Source organism: Ruegeria sp. THAF57, assembly GCF_903914075.1.
Classification (GTDB): Bacteria; Pseudomonadota; Alphaproteobacteria; order Rhodobacterales; family Rhodobacteraceae; genus Ruegeria.
The window spans coordinates 78,597-100,206 of sequence record NZ_CAIWNQ010000004.1; the positions used below are offsets into that span (position 1 = coordinate 78,597).

Below are 21,610 nucleotides of genomic sequence, written 5' to 3' on the forward strand. Positions count from 1 at the left end.
GGAAAGGCAAGGCGATGACGGCTCCGAACCATGTGACGGTTGGCGGCGCCCCCGAAGGGTTTGACGCACAGCTTGTTCTGAACGAAATGACCCGGAGCGGTGGTCCGGTCTGTCATGTTGCGCGTGATGACAAGCGGATGGAAGCGATGCGCGCGGCGCTGGCTTTCTTCGCGCCGGGCGTTCCCGTATTTGTGTTTCCCGGCTGGGATTGCCTGCCATACGATCGGGTGTCGCCGAATGCGGATATCGCGGCGGCGCGGGTGGCGACATTGGCAGCTCTGGTCCACCAGATGCCAGAACGTTTCGTTTTGCTGACAACCCTGAACGCGGCAACACAGCGCGTTCCGGCGCGGGACGTGCTAAGACAATCTGCCTTTACCGCACGCGTGAATCATCGTGTCGATGAACAGGCCCTGCGCGCGTTTCTGGTCCGCATGGGATTTACCCAAAGCCCCACCGTGATGGAGCCCGGAGATTATGCGGTTCGCGGCGGTATCATCGACATTTTCCCGCCCGGTGAGTCCGGTCCCGTGCGGCTGGACCTGTTCGGCGATGTTCTGGATGGTGCGCGCCGGTTCGATCCTGTCTCGCAACGAACGACTGAAAAGCTTGAGGTCGTGGAATTAGCTCCGGTGTCCGAGGTTATTCTGGACGAAGCCGCAATTACCCGGTTCCGCCAGAATTACCGCATCGAATTTGGTGCGGCGGGGACGGATGATCCTTTGTATGAGGCCGTCAGCGCGGGGCGCAAGCATCAAGGTGTCGAACACTGGTTACCGTTCTTTCACGAAAGGCTGGAGACACTTTTCGACTATCTGCCGGGGGCGACGATCTCGCTGGATGATCAGGTGACGCCCGCGCGTCTTGCGCGGTGGGATACGATTGCCGATCAGTATGAAACCCGGTGTTTGGCTTTGGAAAACCGATCCCGCATGGATACGGTGTATAAGCCGACGCCACCCGGATTGTTGTATCTGGACGATGTTTCGTGGGAACAGGCGATTGGCGACCGGCGGGTTCTGCAGTTCAGCCCCCTGCCGCAAGCCAGCGGACCGGGCGTGATCGACGCAGGCGGACGGATCGGTCGAAACTTTGCACCCGAAAGGCAGCAGGAAAGCATCAGCCTGTTTGGTGCCCTAGCTGCGCATATCACCGACAAAATGGCCAAAGGCCCGGTGCTGATCGCGTCTTATTCCGAAGGCGCACGCGAACGTCTGACCGGGCTGATCGAGGATGAGGGGCTGGCCGAGGCGATCCCCGTCACCGATGGCACCCGCGTTGGCAAACGGGGCCTGCATCTGGCTGTTTGGGCGCTGGAGCATGGGTTCCAGACCCCCGACCTGACGGTGATTGCCGAACAAGACGTGCTGGGTGATCGCCTGATCCGTCAACCCAAGAAACGCCGCAAGGCCGAGAACTTCCTGACTGAGACCCAATCCCTAACGCCCGGCGATCTTGTGGTGCATGTGGATCACGGCATCGGGCGTTATATGGGGATGGAGGTCGTCACGGCTGCCGGTGCCGCCCATGAGTGCCTGCTGCTGGAATATGCCGAACAGTCGAAACTGTACCTGCCGGTTGAGAATATCGAACTGCTGTCGAAATACGGCCACGACGAAGGGTTGCTGGACCGTCTGGGTGGTGGCGCATGGCAGGCTAAGAAAGCCAAGCTGAAAGAGCGCATCCGCGAGATGGCGGACAAGCTGATCCGCATCGCCGCCGAACGCGCGCTGCGCAAAGCGCCCGTCATGGATCCTCCGCCCCACGCATGGGAGGAATTCAGCGCCCGTTTCCCTTATCAGGAGACCGACGATCAGTTGCGCGCGATCTCCGAGGTGATGGAGGATATGCATTCGGGCGCGCCGATGGATCGCCTGATCTGCGGTGATGTGGGCTTTGGCAAGACTGAGGTTGCCATGCGAGCGGCTTTTGTCGCCGCCATGTCCGGCGTGCAAGTGGCGGTGATCGCACCAACCACGCTGCTGGCCCGCCAGCATGCGGCCAGCTTCAAGGAACGGTTTCGGGGATTCCCGCTGGAGGTGCGGCAGTTGTCGCGCTTTGTCTCAGCGAAAGAGGCGCAGCAAACACGCGACGGGCTGGCGCGTGGCACAGTGGATATTGTGATCGGCACCCACGCACTGCTTGCCAAGGGCATCCGGTTCAACAATCTGGGCTTGCTGATCATCGACGAAGAACAGCATTTCGGCGTCGGTCACAAAGAACGGTTGAAGCAACTGCGCAGCGACATCCACGTCCTGACCCTGACCGCCACGCCGATCCCGCGTACCCTGCAACTTTCGTTGACCGGTGTGCGCGACTTGTCGATCATCGGCACGCCGCCCATCGACCGTCTGGCGATCCGCACCTATGTCAGCGAGTTCGACGCGGTGACGATCCGCGAGGCGCTGCTGCGTGAACATTATCGCGGCGGCCAGAGTTTTTACGTCGTTCCGCGCATCTCTGACCTGCCCGAGATTGAGGAATTTCTAAAAGAACAACTGCCGGAACTGACCTATATGGTGGCCCATGGTCAGATGGCAGCGGGCGAACTTGATGACCGGATGAACGCCTTTTACGACGGCAAATACGACGTTCTGCTGGCCACCACGATTGTCGAAAGTGGGCTGGATATCCCAACCGCGAACACGATGGTTGTGCACCGGGCGGATATGTTCGGCCTCGCGCAGCTCTATCAAATCCGTGGTCGGGTGGGGCGCTCAAAAACCCGCGCTTATGCCTATCTAACCACAAAACCGCGCCAGAGGCTGTCTGCCACGGCCGAGAAACGTCTGCGCGTTCTGGGCTCGCTGGATACGCTGGGGGCGGGGTTCACGCTGGCCAGCCAAGACTTGGACATTCGCGGCGCGGGTAACCTGCTGGGCGAAGAACAATCGGGGCAAATGCGCGATGTGGGCTATGAACTCTACCAGTCGATGCTGGAAGAGGCGATTGCCAAGATCAAAGCCGGTGAGATGGAAGGGCTGTCAGACAGCGATGACCAATGGGCCCCGCAGATCAATCTGGGTGTGCCGGTTTTGATCCCCGAGGACTACGTGCCCGATCTGGATGTTCGTCTGGGCCTCTATCGTCGCCTGTCATCGCTCTCGACCAAGGTTGAACTGGAAGGCTTCGCGGCGGAACTGATCGACCGTTTTGGAAAATTGCCGAAAGAGGTGAATACACTAATGCTGGTCGTGCGCATCAAAGCTATGTGCAAACGCGCGGGTATTGCAAAGCTGGATGGCGGGCCCAAGGGCGCGACGATCCAGTTCCACAATGACAAATTCGCGTCACCTCAGGGATTGGTCGATTTCATCCAGAACCAGCGCGGGTTGGCCAAGGTCAAAGACAACAAGATCGTCGTGCGGCGTGACTGGAAGAAGGACAGCGACAAAATCAAAGGCGCCTTCTCTATTGCACAGGACCTGGCCGAAAAGGTTATGGCAGAGAAAAAGGCCAAAACCTAAATCATATTGCTCAGTCGGGCCGGTGACGCCTTAGTCACCGGCGACGAAGGTGCATAATTGCCATTGACCGCCCTCTGACTTGGCGAATGCGGCGCGATACCCGACCATCGGCCATAGAAACATGCTGTGCATGTAGCCCTGGCCGCCATCGGTCAGCAAAACCTGCTGGTAATCGTCAATCTCGGAATAGTCCCGGACGATGACGACCTCGTGGCTGATCAGATCCAGAATAGGCGCGCCCCGGTTTGGAGACTGGCGCAAAGTCACGTCCGACGCATTGACGAAATAAGCCATATAAGGGTCTAGCGTGGCGGGCAGGGTGATCTGCCACTGATGCGGCATCCAGAACTCACCGTCTTCGTCGAAATAGCCGGGCTGTAACAAGGTGTTTTCAAGATCGGACCAATAGGTCTCGCCTCCTTGGTCCGACACGGTGGTCGGATCGGGGGCCAGAAGCTCTTGGAACTCTTCGGGGCCGCCATTCCCGCCGTGGCTAAGGTAAATGTCAGGACAGGCCGCAGCTATGACCGCGTCAGCGTCACGCGCTTTGACCTTGGTCAACAACTCGGCCCGAAACGCCAAAAGGCTTGGGTCTTGGTCAGCCTCATCCCCAGGGGGAAAGGTCTGGCGGTCCGCCAGCGCCGGACCGCATGCAAAGGCTGCAACAAGCAGAAGGGGCTTCATTCAGCGGCCCTCATCGCCGCTTGGGCGCAAAAGCAGGATGCGCCGACGGCCCGGTCAGCGCGGGCAAGTGCCAGATCCAGCCTTTGGCTGATTTGCTTGATCTCGTCGACCTCGCCACGCGCATTCAGGCAATCATGCAACCCCCTAAGGCTCCAGACATTGTCGGGATGGATCGAGGCGCGGCTGAGCGTACCGCCCAGCCCCAAATCCTCACGATAAATAGCTTCAGCTTCGGCGGTGTGGCCCTGTTCGAACAACAGGGCGCCCAATGCGTGACGGGTCGGCTGCATCCAGCCCCACGGCTCATCATAAGGAAGGTTATCGTCCAACTCGACCGAGCGTCGCAGATGGGCATAGGCCACATCGTAATTCTGCTTGCGGTACTCGATCTCGCCCCTCAGCATCTCTTGCGCGATCCCCAGCAGGTCAACAACACGGTTGTTGTGCATCAGCCGGGTGTCGGGGACGCGGGCCTTGGCAGCAAGAAAAAGCTGTTCCTCGGCCTCGGCTTCGGCCACCTGTCCCGTCGCCGCAAAAGCGATGGCGCGGGCATAGTAGGTCGTCGCGGTCAGGGTCAGGAATAAGTCGGTGTCTTCTGGTGGTTCAAGCGCCTTGGCTTCTTCCCAGCGGCCAAAACGGATCAGGATGTGAGGGCCCATGGACATGTAGCTTTCGAAGTAGTCCGCCATTGGCGGGCTTTCGATGCGCAGCATCTCTTCGGGTGTGGTGTCCCACATGCCCTGATTGGCGCGCAGGGCTGGTTCGATCTGACCCAGGAACAACGCGCCGTAGATGACAAAGTGATAATCGTGCTGACGATAGCCGGTGTACACGTTGAAAGCGCCTTCGCGCTCGTAATACTTAAGATCTGCCTCGATTGCCTTTTCGTTCCAATGAACGACGTTTTGATAGTGGCCGCACAACACGTCGATATGGGTGGGCATATGCACCAGATGGCCCGCATCAGGCACCAATGTGCGCAAAACATCCCCCGCTTTTAACGCTTTCTCGGGGGTTGGCGACATCTCCATCAGGTGCACATAAAGATGGAGAAGACCGGGATGAGACATGGCTGCTGGATCGTTAGCCATGGCGTCTTCCAGCGCTTTTTGGGCTTCCAGCGTCGCAGCACCCTCGGCTGGTTTCCCCAATTTCAGGTCCCACATCTGCCAAGGCGTGAGGTTCAGCAGCGATTCAACATAGATAGTGCGCAGGTCCAGATGGTCGGATCGTTCCGCAAATGCCGCGCGCATTGCGTCTGCAAAGTCGTAGTCCCATTGGTGCATTTCGTCCGTCGGGTCACTCTGCGGATAACGCGTTGGCAGGGCGCGGATTAGCGCCTGTTCGACTGGGGTACAGCCATCGACCAAAGCAAGCGCCCGTTGGGTCGCGTCAAATGCCAGGGTCAGCGCCTTATTCTTGCCGCGCTCATCCAACAGATTCCACGGCACGTTATAGTTCGGACCAGCGGCATAGGCGACGCCCCAATGTGCCATTGCGCAATTCGGATCGGCTTCGACCGCGCGCTGGAAACAGGCGACGGCCTCATCGTGGTTATAGCCGTAGGTCCAGACCAACCCGCGATCGAACCATAGCTGCGCCTCGGCCGAGGCGGTTGTGACCGTGCAGGTATGTGTTCCCAGATCGTAATAGTCGCTCATTGAAAATCTCCACTCGGGTTGAGCGGAGGTTAACCTGATTCACCGGGGGTGCACAGATCAGGCTGGCAATCTGTTTTCGATCCGACCCATGTGCAGCATAAGGCCAAAACCCAGTGTGCTCATCGTCAGTATCCCGGCTGCCAGAGGCGCGATTGAGCCGTCGAACAGCAGGCCAATGGGTGCAGCGATCGCCGCGGCAAGAACCGTTGAGATTGCGCCAATGACCGAGGCCGCCATGCCTGCGATATGGCCCATAGGTTCCATCGCTATGGCGTTCAGGTTGCCCATGGTCATGCCCGCCATAAAGAACACGGCGGTTTGCCAGCTTACGAATACTGCGAATGACAGGGTCGGTGACAGGTCTATGCTGTTCAGGACGATGACCGAGGTCGTGAAAACGATCTGCGCACCCAGAACCCAGGTCACGATCCGGCGCATTCCCAGACGGATGACAAGGGCTGCGTTCAGCAGGCTGGCAGAGCCGGACATAAGCGCCACGAAACCGAACCAGAAGGGAAAGCTTTCGGCGCTGTCGTGGATGATGTCATAGATCGGCTGCACCATGGTCAGCATAGTGAACAGCATCCCAAGGCACAGGGTCTGCACCATAATTGAAACCCGCACGGTTGGATGTGCAAACATCTGGCGCGCTGCGTCCAGCATCAGCGGCAGACGCAAAGGGCGTCGGTTTTCAGCAGCCAAAGATTCCGGCAGGCGCAGCCCCATCCAGACGATTGTGATCAGCGAAAACAGCACGAAAGACGCGAAAATTCCGCGCCATCCGGTCAGTGCGATTATTCCGGCGCCCATCATTGGCGCGATGGCCGGAACCAGCGTAAAGATCATCATCGCGATCGAGACAATACGGGCCATTTCGCGGCCGGAATACAGATCCCGGATAATTGCCATCGCAACAACGCGCGGGGCGGAACAGCCGATACCCTGAAAAATCCGCGCGATCAGCAGCATCTCAAGCGAGGAACTGGACCATGCCACCGCCGCCGAGAGAATATACAGTGCAGAGCCGACGTAGATGACTGGTTTACGCCCGAATGCATCAGACAGCGGACCGGTAAAGAATGTCCCGATCCCCATCCCCAGAACGAATGAGGTCAGGATCAACTGCGCTTGGTTGATGTCATCCGGGCTGAGCTGCGCGCCGATTTCGGGCAGGGCGGGCAGCATGGAATCGATCGAGAACGCGATTGTTGCGAACATCATCGCGACAAGTGCGACGAACTCTCCTCGTGACATACGACCGGCCATTGTGCCCTCCTGACCTGATCGCGCTATCACGGTAGGTCAGGTGGCACCAGAGACTAAATGTGCACATAGTGCTGTGCTAATTTGCAGGGGAAGCCTCAAGCTGAGACATGATTTCACCGATCACGCGCTCCCACATTTCAGGAGGTTGGGCGCCGGGAACTGCGTGCTGGTTGGCGACGATAAATGTCGGGACCGAGTTCACTCCCATCTGGCGCGAATGCGTGTCGCGGTCGCTTATGTCCTGACGATCAGCATCTGATTTCAGCAGTTTCAAAACGATCGCAGCGTCCATACCGATACCGTCGGCGATGTCCGCCAGAACCTCGTGGTCTCCGATGTCGCGTGTCTGAACGAAATAGGCATCGAACAGGGCGTCGACCGCCGCGTTTTGTTTCCCTTCGATCCCGGCCCAGTGGATCAGGCGGTGGGCGTCCAGCGTGTTGGGAGTGCGCTTCATCCCTTCAAAGTCGATTTTCAGGCCAGCGTTTTCTGCGTGCTGAACAACCGGGGCGTAGGCACGGACAGCACCTTCTTTGCCGCCAAACTTGCGCTCCAGATATTCGCGGCGGCCCATGCCTTCTTCAGGCATGTCGGGGTTCAGTTGGAAAGGATGCCATTCGATGACAAATGGGTGATCCGGGACCGCGGCCAGCGCCTTGTCCAGATGGGTCTTGCCGATATAGCACCACGGGCAGATCGGGTCGGACATGATGTCAAGCTTGACGGTCTGAGTCATTCGGTGGTCGCCTTGAAATAGGCCGGAAGCGCCCGGCGCAGGAGTTTGCCATTGCCGCCAGTCGGCAGCTCGGGCAGGTGGATAAAGGCGCGCGGCTGCTTGTAGCGCGCCAGATTTGCTTCCACATAGGTGCGCAGGGCATCTTCGTCCAGCTTTTCCGGGCCTGTATAGAAGGCTGCTATCAGGAATGTGTCCTGTTTCACCTCGACGGCGGCGGCACCTGCCTGCGTGATGCCGGGGTATTGTGACAGCACGGCCTCAACCTCGACCGGGGACACGCGGTACCCGCCCGCGTTCATCATATCGTCGTCACGGCCCAGATAGGTTATCTGCCCATCCACAGCCATCGCGCCCTGATCGCCGGTCAGAAACCAATCGCCCTGCATCCGCGCCTGCGCTTCGTCCGGGGCATTCAGATAGGTTAGCATCAGGCCAGGATCCGAGCGGTGGATGGCGATGGTGCCTTCGGTTCCTTGCGGGACTGGGCCATCCGGCCCAAGGATCGCCACGCGGCGACCGGGCTGCGGTTGGCCCAAGGCCTCACCCCGCGCGGGGTGTTCGGGGCTGGATGAGATGAAGGTCGAGCATTCGGACATGCCATAGGCCTCAAACAGTTCGGTCCCGGTGGCGTGTTTCCATTGTGTATGAAGCGTGGGCGACAGCTTTTCACCTGCGCACAGCCCATGCCTTAGGTGTGGAAGGGCTAACTTATCAGTCGTTCCGACGACTTTTCGAAAGACGCCCGGAGCGGCCGCGAAAATAGTGGCTTGGTGGTCGCGCAGAAGGGCGGGAAGGGTGGACAGATCGGTTCCGGGCTCTGGGATCAACGCTGTCGCGCCGATCGTCCAAGGGTCCATCAACCCCGTGCCCAATGTGTAGGTCCAGTTGAATGCTCCGGCGTGGCACAGGCGGTCGTCTTCGCGCAGACCATACCATCCATCCACCATCATCTGCCGGGCCCAAATCGCGCGATGCGCATGTGCAACAGCCCGAGGTTTCCCAGAGGTGCCCGAGGTATAGACGACGTAAGCCATCCTCTCGGGATCGCCCATCTGGAATGTTGCTGGGGGCAAGTCCCGCATGGCAGTCAGATCGGACAAAGTGATCTGCACAGGGTGGTTGGCGCAGGCCACGTTCAGGTCGCGCAGAACGGCTGCTGGCTTTAGGTCTTGGATGATCTTTGCCATTTCAGGTTCGGTCAATTGGGACGAGGTCGGTACAGGCACGATCCCCACCGATATCGCACCTAGATAGGCGATGGGGAAGTCGACCGTGTTTCCCAGCCTCATCAACGCGATGTCTCCGGGGTTTAGGCCGGACTGCAGCAAGCCAGTTCCGGTGCCAAGGATGGCGCGTTTCAACTGTGTGTATGACCAGTGTTGCGCCTTGGTCGACCCGACGACTGACAGGGCGATTTTGCCGGCCAGACGATCGGCCTGACGCAACACATGCGCCGCCAGATTGAACGGGGATGGACAGGCCAAAGCAGGGCCTTGATCGAAGACAGAAAGCATAACGACTGGCTAACGCGACGTCTGTTACGTTGCAAGCAGGTCAACCTGGCCCTATAGAATTGCACATGAGTACGCACGAACAGACATCCCTGATCCGATTGGCCCGAGACTCGGGCGAGCCCGCGGAGGTTGAGCCGCTGGACCTTGGCGCCCGCGTGCGCGAGCTGCGCAAGGCGCGCAAATGGACGTTGGAACAAGCGGCAACTCAGGCGGGGTTGGCGCGTTCGACACTCAGCAAAATCGAAAATGGTCAGATGTCTCCGACTTATGATGCGCTGAAAAAGCTGGCGACCGGGCTTGAGATTTCAGTGCCCCAGCTATTCACCCCGCCACAGCGGGAACAGGTGATTGGCCGTATGGCTGTCACGCGGATGGGAGAGGGCACAGCCCATCCCACGACGACGTACGAGCACGAGTTGCTGGCCGAAACGCTGACGAAAAAGCAGATGCTGCCCTATCGGGCGCGTGTGCGGGCGCGGTCGATGGACGAGTTCGAGGGCTGGGTTCGCCACGACGGGGAAGAATTTCTTTACGTGCTTACAGGCGTCGTGCGTCTGTACACCGAGTTTTATGAACCTGTGGAAATGCGCCGCGGCGACAGCGCCTATTACGACGGCAGCATGGGGCACAACGTGGTGTCTGTCAGCGACGAAGACGCGACGATCCTTTGGGTGACGTCACTTAGTTAACGACCGGCTGAATTCTCGGTTCAGGCCTTCCGTGAACAGAAAGTCCTCAAGCTCTTCGTGGGCTTCGTTCACTGTCAGGTGGTGACGTTCTGCAAGGTAAGCCTCAAATCCTTTGCGATCCTTGCTGAACAGCGGCTTGTCCTTGTCGCGCAGGTTTGGAAAGCGCCGTTTGGCGCGCGAATACATTGCGTCCCAGTCTTGCGTCAGGTCATTCCAGTTCAACATCTGCAAGCTTTCCGGTTTCCAGGTTTCAAAGCTGCTCGGCCATAAACAGGGTACGAAGGGGCATGGATCGTCAGCGCATGACAAAATGTCGCACCCATTTCCGATCTGCTGCAAGGATCAAAATGCCCGTTGCAGGCAATCCGCAACGGGCATACGGACCCAAGTTTGGAGTGAGTGGGGGCTGGTCCGTGAAAGGCGCACGCTGCGAGGCTGAGAAAAAGCTATGTTCCGAAATTCAAAGCAATAATCAGGTCGCACAAAGCGCTATAATGCGGCAAGGCTACAACGCACGGATACATTGCGTAAAGCTTTTTGTGCGAAGTTTCTGGTTATTAACTCAAATTAGTATGCGTACCAATCTGTAGCAGGCGCCCCAATTTGTGTCGCAAGATGTTGGGGCTATTGGCGCGTGTGCCGTTTTTCGCCGAAAAGCCGAACGCAATTGAATTCCGCCTGAGATCGGGTCTGGTCCGCGCGTTTGCGTTACTCTTCGAACCACCAGACCTGCGGCATATACTCGGGCCCGTCGCCGTAAATTGGCAGAGTTTCCGGTTGCTTCAGTTCTTTGGCGTGCGCGATCCGTCCGACGTCGAAATTCCAGATCGGAATGACGTACCGACCTGCCGTCAACACGCGGTCCAAGGCGCGGGTGGCGGCAACGAAGTCCTCATGGCTTTCTGACGCAAGCATGGCATCAATTAATCCGTCCACAGCAGGTGAGGCGACGCCCATCAGGTTGCGTGTGCCGGGCGTATCGGCATTTTCACTTCCCCAATACAGTCGTTGTTCGTTGCCCGGCGATAACGAGAGGGCGCGTCGGAAAAACGTCATGTCAAAATCCAGATCCGAGGTACGCCCCGTGAATTGCGCGCTGTCTACCTGTTCTGTTGATACCTGAATCCCCAGACGTTCCAGCGCTCGGCTATAGATCTCGATGGCGGTCTCGCCTTCGCTATCGCCCTGTTGCAGCAACACGTTCAGCGTGAACGCATCACCGTTTGCGTTGCGAAGGACGCCGTCCTGAATGGTCCAGCCTGCGTCGGACAGCAGCTTGGTCGCTTTACGGATGTTTGACCGGTTGCGGGCCGAGCCGTCACCTTCCGGCAGGACGTATCCCTCAAGCGTTCCGGGCGGCAGGTCTGCGGCGTAGGGTTGAAGCAGCTCTTCCACGCGGCCAGTCGCCGCGCCCGGCTGCATGGCGAGATCGGAGCCCGAGAAATAGGACGTGATCCTGGGCTGCGCCCCGCCGGTGATCGTGTCGTTGATGAACTCAAAATTGAAAGCCAGCGTCAGAGCTTCGCGAACGCGCCAGTCGTCGAAAGGCGCTTTGCGGGTGTTCATGACATAGCCGGTCATACCCGATGGCTTGCCATGAGGGATTTCGGTTTTTACTACATCGCCGCGCTGAACGGCTGGGAAGTTGTACTGTGTTTCCCACTTGTCTGCATTGAATTCGCGTACGGCGGTCAGCTCACCGGCTTTGAAGGCCTCAAACAGAACGGTGCCGTCCCCGTAGAATTCGATCCGCATCTCATCAAGGTTCATCGTACCCCGACGGAATGGAACATCGCTTCCCCAGTAATCGGGGTTACGCCGCAGATTGACGTATCGTCCCGGCTCATAACTGTCGATTACATAGGGGCCTGTGCCTACGGGAATATCGTGCAGTGTGGCATTGGCAAAATCCTTACCGTCCCATTGTGCCTTTTGCAGGATCGGGCGCAGACCGGCGATCAAGGCCAGCTCGCGGTCGGGCTCATTGAAGGTGATCCGCACGGTGCGCGGGCCGGTTGCTTCGATGCTGTCGATCTTGCCCCAAAGACCGCGATACCGCAGATGCCCTTCGGTTCCCAAAATCTCATACGACCAGATGACATCATCCACGGTGACGGGTGTGCCGTCCGAAAACAGTGCCCCTTCGCGCAGTGTAAATTCGACCCAAGACCGGTCCGGAGCGGTCTCAACTGATTCGGCCAACAAGCCATAAAGTGTGAAAGGTTCGTCCCAAGATCGCCCCATCAGGCTTTCATGCGTCCAAAACCGCAATTGCCAGGGAGACGTCCCTTTTTGCACAAACGGGTTCAAACTGTTATAGCCGCCCGTATTTCCGAAAACGACTTTCCCGCCTTTGGGCGCGTCGGGGTTTGCGTAAGGCAGAGACACAAAATCCGGTGGTAGGGCGGGCTCTGCGTACATAGCTATGCCATGCGCCGATTCTGCACTGGCGATTGCGGCCCCCAAAAGGAAAGTGATTCCCGTGATCACTGGGCGTGCGGGTCGTAGAAAATCGGGGCTCATTTTGGAAACAATCCTGCTCTGGCCTTATTTTGTTGGGATTCATCGTACCGATGATTTTTCTTCTTTTCAAACTTTTAGCTTGGACGAAGGCGTGGAATTGCTTATAAAGGGTGCACTGCTCGATAGGTTTCTTGCCTGTATGAAACCTGCCTCAATAACTTAACGCCCGCTTCGTGCGGGCGTTTTTTTTGGCCGAGTATTTGTCAATCCGTTCCGCAGGGTCATTCTTCGTTTTCTTTGCACGTGCAGCATGGCACTGTGTCGCCGATACGGATTCTAAGGGAGAGCGGCCATGAGCCTTAAGGGAAAAACGGCAATCATAACGGGGTCGAACTCGGGGATCGGATTGGGGGTTGCTCGTGAATTGGCCAAGGCCGGCGCAGATGTGGTTCTGAATTCCTTTACCGACCTTGACGAAGATCACGCCCTTGCTGCGGAAATCTCTCAGGAGACTGGCACCAACGCGCGCTATATCAAGGCAGATATGTCCAAGGGGGACGAATGCCGCGCCCTGATCGAACAGGCCGGGGTCTGCGATATCCTTGTTAACAATGCGGGTATTCAGCATGTCTCGCCGATCGACCTGTTTCCGGTCGACAAGTGGGATGCAATCATTGCGATCAACATGAGCTCGGCCTTTCACACGACTGCTGCCGCTCTGCCGATGATGCGAAAGGCAGGATGGGGTCGTGTGGTCAATATCGCGTCGGCGCATGGGCTGACCGCCTCTCCTTATAAGGCAGCGTATGTCGCGGCGAAACACGGGGTCGTGGGGATGACGAAGACAATTGCACTTGAGACCGCGCAGGAACCAATCACCTGCAACGCGATTTGTCCGGGCTATGTGCTGACGCCTTTGGTGGACGCTCAGATTCCGAACACGATGAAGGAATACAACATGAGCCGCGAGGACGTCGTGAAGAACGTCCTGCTGGAGCGGCAGCCGTCGAAAGAATTTGCAACTGTCGAGCAACTGGGCGGGACCACGGTTTTCCTGTGCTCGGACGCTGCGGCGCAGATCACGGGGACGACGATTTCCGTGGATGGCGGCTGGACGGCTTTGTGAGATTACGTGGGGGCGCTGCCCCCACACCCCCGAAGTATTTATAAACAGAAGAAGGGGTGGGATCGTGAAGAGGATCAATCTGGCTTTGCAAGGCGGTGGCGCACATGGGGCGTTTACCTGGGGTGTGTTGGATCGAATTCTGGATGAAGAGGATATCGAGGTCGCGGCGATTACTGGAACCTCGGCCGGGGCGTTGAATGGGGCGGCGTTCAAATCGGGCATGGTGCACGACGGGCGCTCGGGGGCGCGGGAAAATCTGAATGGTCTTTGGTCCCGGATGGGTGCGGTTGGTGACATGCGGCTTGCCAACTGGATGCAGTCGTTGGAGCCTGCGCAGATCGCTCAGGCCATGGAATATTCGCTGCCGTTTTCCGTGGGCGATGCATGGTCGAGACTGGTCTCGCCTTATGCGTATGGTCCGTTTTACCGCAATCCGCTTGAGCCCGTGGTGGATCGGTTCAATTTTGACGAGATTTGTGCAGATGAAGGGCCGCAGCTTTTTGTCTGTGCAACCTGTGTACGCAGCGGGAAGATACGGGTTTTTACCGGGCAAGAGGTTTCGACCGATGCTATTTTGGCCTCGGCCTGTTTGCCGAACCTGTTTCAGGCTGTCGAGATTTTTGATCCCAAATCCGGCAGGACCGAGGCTTATTGGGATGGCGGATATACCGGCAATCCGGCACTTTATCCGTTGTTCAATGGTGACCTGCCAGACGATGTGGTGATCGTGAATATAAACCCGCTGGAACGGGACGAGATACCGCGGACGCCGCAGCAGATTCAGAACCGTATTAATGAGATCAGTTTTAATTCCTCTCTGTTTCGGGAGCTGCGCGCGATCAGCTTTGTTCAGCGTCTCTTGGCGGATGGAAAACTAAAGGCCGGAGAGATGAGCCGGGTTCTGGTTCATATGATCGCAGATGATGATCTTATGAATGATTTGTCGGTGGCCACCAAGACTGTGCCAAACCCGGTGGTGTTGCACAAACTCAAGGATGCAGGGCGCAGAGCCATGGATCGGTTTCTGACGCAGCACAAATCCGATCTGGGCACGCGCAGCACGGTCAATCTGCCCGAAATGTTCGGCTGATCACTCAGGCGGCTGTGTCGGGTCTTTATCGTTGGGATAAACAAGACCTGCCGAAATCACCAGTTTGGCCGCGTCCTCGATCGACATGTCCAACAGGATTACGTCTTCTTCCGGGAAGAACAGCAGAAACCCAGAGGTCGGATTGGGTGTGGTTGGGACAAAAACACTCAACAGGTTGCCACCTGTTTCAGCGCGGTCGCTGACCTCGCCCCGCGCAGTGGTCGAGACAAATCCGATCGCCCAGATGCCCCGGCGGGGATATTGAATCAGGCAGGCTTTTTCAAAGGATCGTTCCGTCTGTGCAAACACCGTTTCTGATATTTGCTTGATCCCGGAATAAACAGAGCGCACCACCGGCATCCGGTTCACAAGGCTTTCGGCAAAGTGGATCAGCGAGCGGCCAAGAATTCCTTTGGCAATCCAGCCGACCAGCACGGTGAAGATCAGGAAGATCACCACGCCCACACCGCGCAGGTTCACCCCCACATATTCCGAGGGTTGGAATTTCTGCGGGATCAGCGGTAGGACCGCGCTGTCGATCCAGCCCACCACGGACCAGATCAGCCAGATGGTCAACCAGACCGGCGCAATGACAACGATGCCCGTCAGAAATGACGCGCGCAGCCGGGAAAACAGGCCCGGTCGGCGGTGAGGTTCTTCGTCAAAGGGCGTGTTCATTACGGTCCTGCGTGTTTGCCGATTTAGTTAAGCAGTCCGGGGCTTTGGTACAATAGCTTTGCTCACTCGGACAGGGCGCGGGCGATGCCGGCGGCCAATTTTGCGTTATTTCTGACCAATGCGATGTTCGCGGCCAGCGATCGTCCCTCGGTCTGTTCATAAATGCGTTGCAGCAGGTAGGGGGTGACGTCTTTGCCGGTGATCCTGTGTACGTCGGCATCAGCCTGAGCTGAGGCGATGATCGGGGCCAGTTCCAACGCCGGGATTTGATCAGCGGCAGGAATCGGGTTGGCGACCAACTGGCCGCCGGGCAGGTTCAGCGCGCGGCGGGTGGCGTGTGCCTTGGCGATTTCTGCTGCGCTGTCCATGCGCAAAGGCGCTGCATAGGGCGATTGCGCCGACCAGAAGGCAGGGAATTCGTCCTGACCATAGGCGATGACGGGCACGCCCAGCGTTTCCAGCACCTCGAGCGTTTTGGCCAGATCAAGGATCGCTTTGGCCCCTGCTGCCACCACGGTCACGCGGGTTTGCGCCAACTCATGCAGGTCTGCCGAGATGTCGAACGTAGTCTCGGCTCCTTGATGTACGCCACCAATGCCGCCGGTGGCAAAGACCTCGATCCCGGCATATTGCGCAGCGATCATCGTGGCGGCGACGGTGGTGGCGCCGGTGCCGCCAGTGGCGATGCAAGCGGCCATGTCGGCGCGTGAGATTTTGGCGACGCCCTGCGCCTGTCCCAGCGCCTTTAGTTGGTCAGCCTCGAGCCCCACATGCAGCTTGCCTTTAATCACCGCCATGGTGGCGGGTACGGCCCCTGCGTCACGGATATCTTGTTCGACCTGCGCTGCGACCTCGATATTCTGCGGGTAGGGCATGCCGTGGGTGATGATGGTGCTTTCCAGCGCAACGATGGGGTGGCCCGCGTCTTTGGCGGCGCGGAATTCGGCCGAGTATTGGATGTCGATCACAGTGGGGTTTCTCCGGAAACGTAAGTGGCGGCGGCGTGCAGGGCGCGGGTCAAAGCCTCATCGCTAGACGCGCCACCGGATTCTGAGGCGATGTGGGCCGCCATGAATGTATCGCCTGCGCCGGTCACACGCGTGACCAGAACGGACGGGGGTGTCTGGGTCAGGATTTCATCCGAGGTGCCGACGGTGGCAGAGTTGCCGCCGTCTGTTACCAACACCCGCAGCGCGCCCCGGTCCAGCAAACCTTTGGCGGCGCTTTCGGAATCGGTGAACTCGCGTTGGCACAGAATGCCAGCTTCTTCGAGATTCACATAAAGCGTCGCGCGGGCGTGTTTGAGGAAAGGCAGCAGGCGCTCGGCCTTGCCGGGCGAGGCCGGAGCCACACGCAGATCGGCTTTGGCAAAGGCCGGGCTTTGGGCGATGTCTTCCAGCAGGGTCAGCGTCAGGTTGCCGTCCAGCGCAATCGGGCCTTCGAACGGCGTGTTCTCAAAGCCCAGTGGCCCGTGCATCAGCGGGCGCAGAATCTTGGCCCCCGCAGCCTCGAGCGAGTGCGCGTCGGCGATGGCGGCGATCAGCCCGTTGGCGCCTTCGACCGCCATATAACGGTCGGTCGGCAAATCCAGCGAGCGGTAGATGTGATCCGTGACCATGCCCAGCCGGGCGCAGGCATGGACCAGCTCATCCCCTTCGGGGTCGCGGCCAATGGCAGTCAGCAAGGTGGGCGTCATGCCGAACCGCACCAGCGTCATGGCGATATTCATCGCCACGCCGCCAGGCAGGCGTGTGATCCGCCCCGGCACGTCGGATCCCTGCCGCATGGCGCTGGCCGAGCGTCCGATCACGTCCCACAGGACCGAGCCGATACACAGGATGTCACTAGTCTGAGTCATGCCCGTGTCATGCCGCAGCGTCACAGCAGGTGCAAGGGTTAACGCTCACATCGCGTCGGTGAGCGTTTTTAGCGCAGCAAGCGGATCGTCCTGCGACCAGATTTCGTCGCCGATGCCGAAGAAATCGGTATGGGGGGCGAGGTCACGGATCAGCTCGGGCGTCAGGCCGCCTTCGGCGACAACCGGCACCTCGATCATTTCAGACCACCACTGGAACAGGTCTTTTTCGGCGATCGTACCGTCGCCCAAAGTTGATGTACCGACCGGGCCGAAAGCCACGTAATCCGCGCCGTTTTCGCCTGCGGTCATGCCGTCATGGCTGGAGGCCGCGCAAAAGCTGCCGACGATGGCATCCGCGCCCAGTTCTTTGCGCGTAGCCCGAATTGATCGGGCACCATCATCCAGATGTACCCCGTCCAAACCCAGCCGTTGCGCCAGCAGAACATGGTTTGAGATGACGATGGCGACATCACGCGCATGGGCAACCTCGCGGGAGGCATCCGCCGCGCGGGCGATGGTGTCTTCGTCGCTGCCCGCCAAGGCCAAGCGGATGCAGGCGATTTCGGTGCTGTCCAGCACGCGGCCCAATTGGTCGGGGAAGGTACTAAGCGCAATGGTCGGAGGCGTAATCAGGTAAATCTGCGGCTGCTCGGGAGTGTCCATGGCGCGTCCTTCAGTTTTCAGTTCTCGGCGCGGTTTAGCGGATTGAGCGGGGGAAGCAAACTTTTTAGCCTGCCGAGCGGGTATTTGGGAACAGAAGAAGCAGCGGCGGCTTGCCCTAACCAGGCCGGGAGATTAGAGCAGGCGGAACTTTCGGAGTAAGCTATGCCCAGCGATCAACCTCAGCCTTCTTTTGTGCTTGTGCGCCCTCAGATGGGGGAAAACATCGGCGCCGCCGCGCGCGCGATGTGGAATTTCGGGCTGGACCGAATGCGGATTGTGGCGCCGCGCGATGGCTGGCCGAACCCCAAGGCCGTTGCCATGTCAAGCGGGGCAGGGCGGTTGCTGGATGAGGCGCAGTTGTTTGACGATCTGGCCGGGTCGTTGGCTGACAGCACCTTCGTCTTCGCCACTACGGCGCGCCAACGGGGCCTGACCAAGCCCGTCTACAGCCCGGAACGCGCCATGCAGATGGCCGCAGAGAAGGTTGCCGCGGGCGAAAAGGTCGCCGTGCTGTTCGGCCCCGAACGCGCAGGGCTTGAGAATGAGGATATCGCCAAGGCAAACGCCATCATCTCGGTGCCGGTTAACCCGGAATATGCCTCGCTCAACCTTGGGCAGTGCGTGTTGCTGACTGCATATGAGTGGATGCGCCAAAGCGCGGATGTTGTGCATGAGGCCACCGATCTGGGCAAGGGTGATTGGGCCACGGGGATCGAGGTTGAAAAGCTGGTTGAACATTATGAGGACCGGCTGGATCAGGCGGGCTTTTTCTATCCCCCCGAAAAGGCCGAAGGGATGAAGACCAACCTGCGCAACCTGTGGTCGCGGATGCGGATGACGCGGGCTGATGTGCAGATGCTGCACGGGATCATGCGGCAGATGGTCCGCTGGAAGGACAAGGGCTGAGGCTGGACCTATCTTCCGCTTCACCCTAGCGTGCGACGAAACAAGGACATGAGGACAGCATGAGCGGCAAGCGCAGCATCTTCGAAGAGGTCTCGGGCGACCAAAAGCAAGAGGCGGTTCAGCCCGGTATGATCGATCGTGACCGTGGTGGTGCACGCAAGGCGATCCGGGCTTGGCTGATAATCCTGTTTGCGCTGGTTGTGATCATGATCGCGGTGGGCGGTCTGACGCGCCTGACCGATAGCGGCTTGTCGATCACCGAGTGGCGGCCCATCACCGGGGCAATCCCGCCGATGTCCGAAGCCGACTGGCAGTCCGAGTTCGACAAATACAAAGAAATCGACCAGTGGCGCATCCAGAACCAGTGGATGGAATTGGACGATTTCAAAACGATCTACTGGTGGGAATGGGGCCATCGCCAACTGGGCCGCGTGATTGGTCTGGTCTGGGCAATCGGGTTCTTTGGGTTCCTTATGGCGCGGAAAATTCCAACTGGTTGGACGGGTAAGCTGCTTATACCCGGTGCTTTGGGCGGGGTTCAGGGCGCAGTGGGCTGGTGGATGGTCGCCTCGGGCGTAACGCAGGGCGAGGGTATGACCGCCGTCGCCAGCTATCGTCTGGCTGTGCATCTGGGGCTGGCTTTTGTGATCCTCGGGTTCCTTGCATGGTACATCTTTGAGCTAGGCCGCGAAGAACGTGACTTGATGCAGGCCCGCCGCGCGAAAGAGGCAAAGCTGTTCTCTCTCTCGACCGGCCTTATGCATTTCGCGTTCCTGCAAATCCTGATTGGCGCTTTGGTGGCCGGGATCGACGCGGGGCGATCCTATACCGACTGGCCTCTGATCGGCGGGCAGCTTTTGCCTCCTGATGCCACCATTCTTGAGCCGATGTGGCGCAACTTCTTCGAAAGCCCAGGATTGGTGCAGTTCATTCACCGCTGTGCGGGCTACCTGTTGCTGATCTTCGGTGTCATCGTCTGGCGGCGCGGCGGTACCAGCGCACATTCGCAAACCCGGTTCGCCTTTAACGCGGCCTTTGCGGCGCTGGCACTGCAAGTGGTAATCGGTATTGTGACCGTGGTCTATGCCGCGCCGTGGCAGATCGCGATCTTCCATCAGTTCATGGCCGTTGTCGTCTGGACTCTGATCTTGCGCGCGCGTTTCCTGACCGCTTATCCAATCGCAACTTCGATCCGCGGAGCGTGACATGACCGCCTTTGATGACCTGATGGCCTTTCAACGCGAAACCTCGGCGCTGGGGCAGATTGCCGGGCGGCTGGGCTGGGATCAGGAAACGATGATGCCACGCGGGGCCGCCCCGCAACGGGCCGAGGAAATGGCCGCGATCGAAGCCGTTCTGCATGCCCGTCGATCCGACCCGCGCGTGGCGGAGTGGCTGGATCAGGCCGACCCGCAGGATGAGGTGGGCCAAGCGCAGATCCGCGAAATCCGCCGATCCTATGAGCGCACGGTCAAAGTGCCCGCCGATCTGGCCAAGGCGATTGCCCGCGTGACCTCGGCCGCGCAGGGCACATGGGCACAGGCGCGCGCGGATGAGGACGTAGCGGCGTTCCTGCCCGTGCTGCAAGAGGTCGTCGCCCTGAAACGTCAGGAGGGCGAGGCGCTGGCCCAAGGCGGCGATGTCTATGACGCCATGGTCGAGGACTATGAGCCCTACACAACCGGTACCCAGATCGCCGAAATCTTTGACCAGATGCGCCCACGTCTGGTGGCCCTGCGCGCCGGTGTGCTGGACCGCCCCGCGCCGCAGGCCCTGACAGGCACGTTTGACGAGCTGACACAGATGCGGCTGTCGCAGAAGCTGGCGACAACCTTTGGATATGACCTCAACACAGGTCGTGTGGACAAGGCCGTGCATCCGTTCAGCTCGGGTAGTGGGCTGGATGTGCGTATCACCACCCGTACCAGTGAAACCGACCCGTTCAACTGTTTCTACTCGACCATTCATGAGGTCGGCCACGCCGCTTATGAACAAGGCATCGACCAAGCCTATGCGTTGACCCCGCTGGGCAGTGGGGTGTCGATGGGTGTCCATGAAAGCCAAAGCCGGATTTACGAAAACCAGTTGGGCCGATCCCGCGCCTTTACCGGCTGGTTGTTCGATCAGATGACAGCAGCCTTTGGCGATTTCGGGATCAGCGACGCCGACGCCTTTTACGCCACCGTCAACGGCGTCCATAACGGGTACATCCGTACCGAGGCGGATGAGGTGCAATATAACCTGCACATCATGCTGCGCTTTGATCTGGAGCGCGCCCTGATGGCCGGGGACTTGCAGGTCAACGATCTGGAGGTCGCGTGGAATGACCGGTTCAAAGCCGATTTCGGCTATGCGGTCGATAAGCCCTCGAACGGGTGCTTGCAGGACGTGCATTGGTCGGTGGGTCTATTTGGCTACTTCCCGACCTATTCACTGGGCAATGTCTATGCCGGATGCCTTTACCAGACCCTGCGCGCGGCGCTGCCTGATCTGGATACGCAACTGGCGCAGGGCGATACCTCGGGCGCAACGGGGTGGTTGCGCGAAAATCTGCAGCAATATGGCGGACTTTATGCCCCGCGTGACATTATTACCCGTGCAAGCGGGGTTGAGCCTGGGCCAGAGCCTTTGATGGCCTATCTGGAAGATAAGTTTGGCGAGATTTACGGCCTGTAACATGCCCGCTTGAACGCGTAGGCACGTGATTTCCTCCCCCCGCCAATAAAGTGCCCCGGATACGGATGGAGAGGGGTGTTCGTCTATCTGGAATGCGCTGAAACCTGTGTAGGGACTGTGGTCCTTTGAATCT

18 protein-coding genes are annotated in these 21,610 nt (G+C 59.0%); 7 read left to right on the top strand and 11 right to left on the bottom strand.

Going from position 1 to position 21,610, the window contains the following annotated elements; translation table 11 throughout:
• The first annotated feature begins 14 nt into the window (after positions 1-14).
• Positions 15-3,467, top strand: coding sequence for a transcription-repair coupling factor (gene mfd / locus RUESEDTHA_RS11705; protein WP_180887030.1), 3,453 nt, complete (start codon positions 15-17; stop codon positions 3,465-3,467).
• 30 nt (positions 3,468-3,497) lie between these two features.
• On the opposite strand, the gene RUESEDTHA_RS11710 is transcribed toward mfd, so the two are convergent.
• From RUESEDTHA_RS11710 to RUESEDTHA_RS11730, 5 genes are all read right to left on the bottom strand, one after another.
• Positions 3,498-4,151, bottom strand: a complete 654-nt coding sequence (locus tag RUESEDTHA_RS11710) for an SH3 domain-containing protein (RefSeq protein ID WP_180887032.1) — start codon at positions 4,149-4,151, stop codon at positions 3,498-3,500.
• Complete coding sequence (locus RUESEDTHA_RS11715; protein WP_180887034.1) at positions 4,148-5,812, bottom strand: tetratricopeptide repeat protein; 1,665 nt, start codon at positions 5,810-5,812, stop codon at positions 4,148-4,150. The genes RUESEDTHA_RS11710 and RUESEDTHA_RS11715 overlap by 4 nt, the downstream gene beginning before the upstream one ends.
• A 57-nt stretch (positions 5,813-5,869) precedes the next feature.
• Positions 5,870-7,078, bottom strand: coding sequence for a multidrug effflux MFS transporter (locus RUESEDTHA_RS11720; RefSeq protein ID WP_180887036.1), 1,209 nt, complete (start codon positions 7,076-7,078; stop codon positions 5,870-5,872).
• 76 nt (positions 7,079-7,154) lie between these two features.
• A complete protein-coding gene (locus RUESEDTHA_RS11725; RefSeq protein ID WP_180887038.1) occupies positions 7,155-7,814 on the bottom strand; it encodes a DsbA family oxidoreductase in 660 nt (219 codons plus the stop codon).
• Positions 7,811-9,328 carry a class I adenylate-forming enzyme family protein gene (locus RUESEDTHA_RS11730; RefSeq protein WP_180887040.1) on the bottom strand — a complete coding sequence of 506 codons (1,518 nt, stop codon included), beginning with the start codon at positions 9,326-9,328 and terminating at the stop codon, positions 7,811-7,813. Before RUESEDTHA_RS11730 ends, RUESEDTHA_RS11725 begins: the two co-directional genes overlap by 4 nt.
• 65 nt (positions 9,329-9,393) lie before the next feature.
• Here RUESEDTHA_RS11730 and RUESEDTHA_RS11735 point away from each other — a divergent pair, with 65 nt between their 5' ends.
• On the top strand, positions 9,394-10,017 hold the full coding sequence (locus RUESEDTHA_RS11735) for a helix-turn-helix domain-containing protein (RefSeq protein ID WP_171121585.1): 624 nt from the start codon (positions 9,394-9,396) through the stop codon (positions 10,015-10,017).
• Here the strand turns inward: RUESEDTHA_RS11735 and RUESEDTHA_RS11740 are convergent.
• Positions 10,006-10,242 carry a hypothetical protein gene (locus RUESEDTHA_RS11740; RefSeq protein ID WP_171121584.1) on the bottom strand — a complete coding sequence of 79 codons (237 nt, stop codon included), beginning with the start codon at positions 10,240-10,242 and terminating at the stop codon, positions 10,006-10,008. The genes RUESEDTHA_RS11735 and RUESEDTHA_RS11740 overlap by 12 nt on opposite strands.
• A 483-nt stretch (positions 10,243-10,725) precedes the next feature.
• Complete coding sequence (locus RUESEDTHA_RS11745; RefSeq protein ID WP_180887041.1) at positions 10,726-12,540, bottom strand: extracellular solute-binding protein; 1,815 nt, start codon at positions 12,538-12,540, stop codon at positions 10,726-10,728.
• 292 nt (positions 12,541-12,832) lie between these two features.
• Here RUESEDTHA_RS11745 and RUESEDTHA_RS11750 point away from each other — a divergent pair, with 292 nt between their 5' ends.
• Together RUESEDTHA_RS11750 and RUESEDTHA_RS11755 are read left to right on the top strand one after the other, a co-directional pair.
• Positions 12,833-13,606, top strand: a complete 774-nt coding sequence (locus RUESEDTHA_RS11750; RefSeq protein WP_180887043.1) for a 3-hydroxybutyrate dehydrogenase — start codon at positions 12,833-12,835, stop codon at positions 13,604-13,606.
• A 61-nt stretch (positions 13,607-13,667) separates the two neighbouring features.
• Positions 13,668-14,696: a patatin-like phospholipase family protein gene (locus RUESEDTHA_RS11755; RefSeq protein ID WP_180887303.1), complete on the top strand. Its 1,029-nt coding sequence runs from the start codon at positions 13,668-13,670 to the stop codon at positions 14,694-14,696.
• Here RUESEDTHA_RS11755 and RUESEDTHA_RS11760 read toward each other — a convergent pair whose 3' ends face one another.
• From RUESEDTHA_RS11760 to RUESEDTHA_RS11775, 4 genes are all read right to left on the bottom strand, one after another.
• Positions 14,697-15,374: a DUF502 domain-containing protein gene (locus RUESEDTHA_RS11760; RefSeq protein ID WP_180887045.1), complete on the bottom strand. Its 678-nt coding sequence runs from the start codon at positions 15,372-15,374 to the stop codon at positions 14,697-14,699.
• A gap of 62 nt (positions 15,375-15,436) precedes the next feature.
• Positions 15,437-16,342 (bottom strand): pseudouridine-5'-phosphate glycosidase, encoded by a 906-nt coding sequence (locus RUESEDTHA_RS11765; RefSeq protein WP_180887047.1) that lies wholly within the window; start codon positions 16,340-16,342, stop codon positions 15,437-15,439.
• A complete protein-coding gene (locus RUESEDTHA_RS11770; protein ID WP_180887048.1) occupies positions 16,339-17,232 on the bottom strand; it encodes a PfkB family carbohydrate kinase in 894 nt (297 codons plus the stop codon). Before RUESEDTHA_RS11770 ends, RUESEDTHA_RS11765 begins: the two co-directional genes overlap by 4 nt.
• Before the next feature lie 45 nt (positions 17,233-17,277).
• Positions 17,278-17,895, bottom strand: a complete 618-nt coding sequence (locus RUESEDTHA_RS11775) for a thiamine phosphate synthase (protein ID WP_180887050.1) — start codon at positions 17,893-17,895, stop codon at positions 17,278-17,280.
• A gap of 162 nt (positions 17,896-18,057) precedes the next feature.
• Here RUESEDTHA_RS11775 and RUESEDTHA_RS11780 point away from each other — a divergent pair, with 162 nt between their 5' ends.
• The 3 genes from RUESEDTHA_RS11780 to RUESEDTHA_RS11790 are packed head-to-tail and all read left to right on the top strand — an operon-like array spanning position 18,058 to position 21,477.
• The gene (locus RUESEDTHA_RS11780) at positions 18,058-18,801 is read left to right on the top strand and encodes an RNA methyltransferase (protein WP_180887052.1); all 744 of its coding nucleotides are present in this window, start codon (positions 18,058-18,060) and stop codon (positions 18,799-18,801) included.
• Positions 18,802-18,860: 59 nt separating this feature from the next.
• Positions 18,861-20,006: a heme A synthase gene (ctaA, locus tag RUESEDTHA_RS11785; protein WP_180887053.1), complete on the top strand. Its 1,146-nt coding sequence runs from the start codon at positions 18,861-18,863 to the stop codon at positions 20,004-20,006.
• Position 20,007: 1 nt separating this feature from the next.
• Positions 20,008-21,477 (top strand): carboxypeptidase M32, encoded by a 1,470-nt coding sequence (locus tag RUESEDTHA_RS11790; RefSeq protein WP_180887054.1) that lies wholly within the window; start codon positions 20,008-20,010, stop codon positions 21,475-21,477.
• Positions 21,478-21,610: the final 133 nt, after the last annotated feature.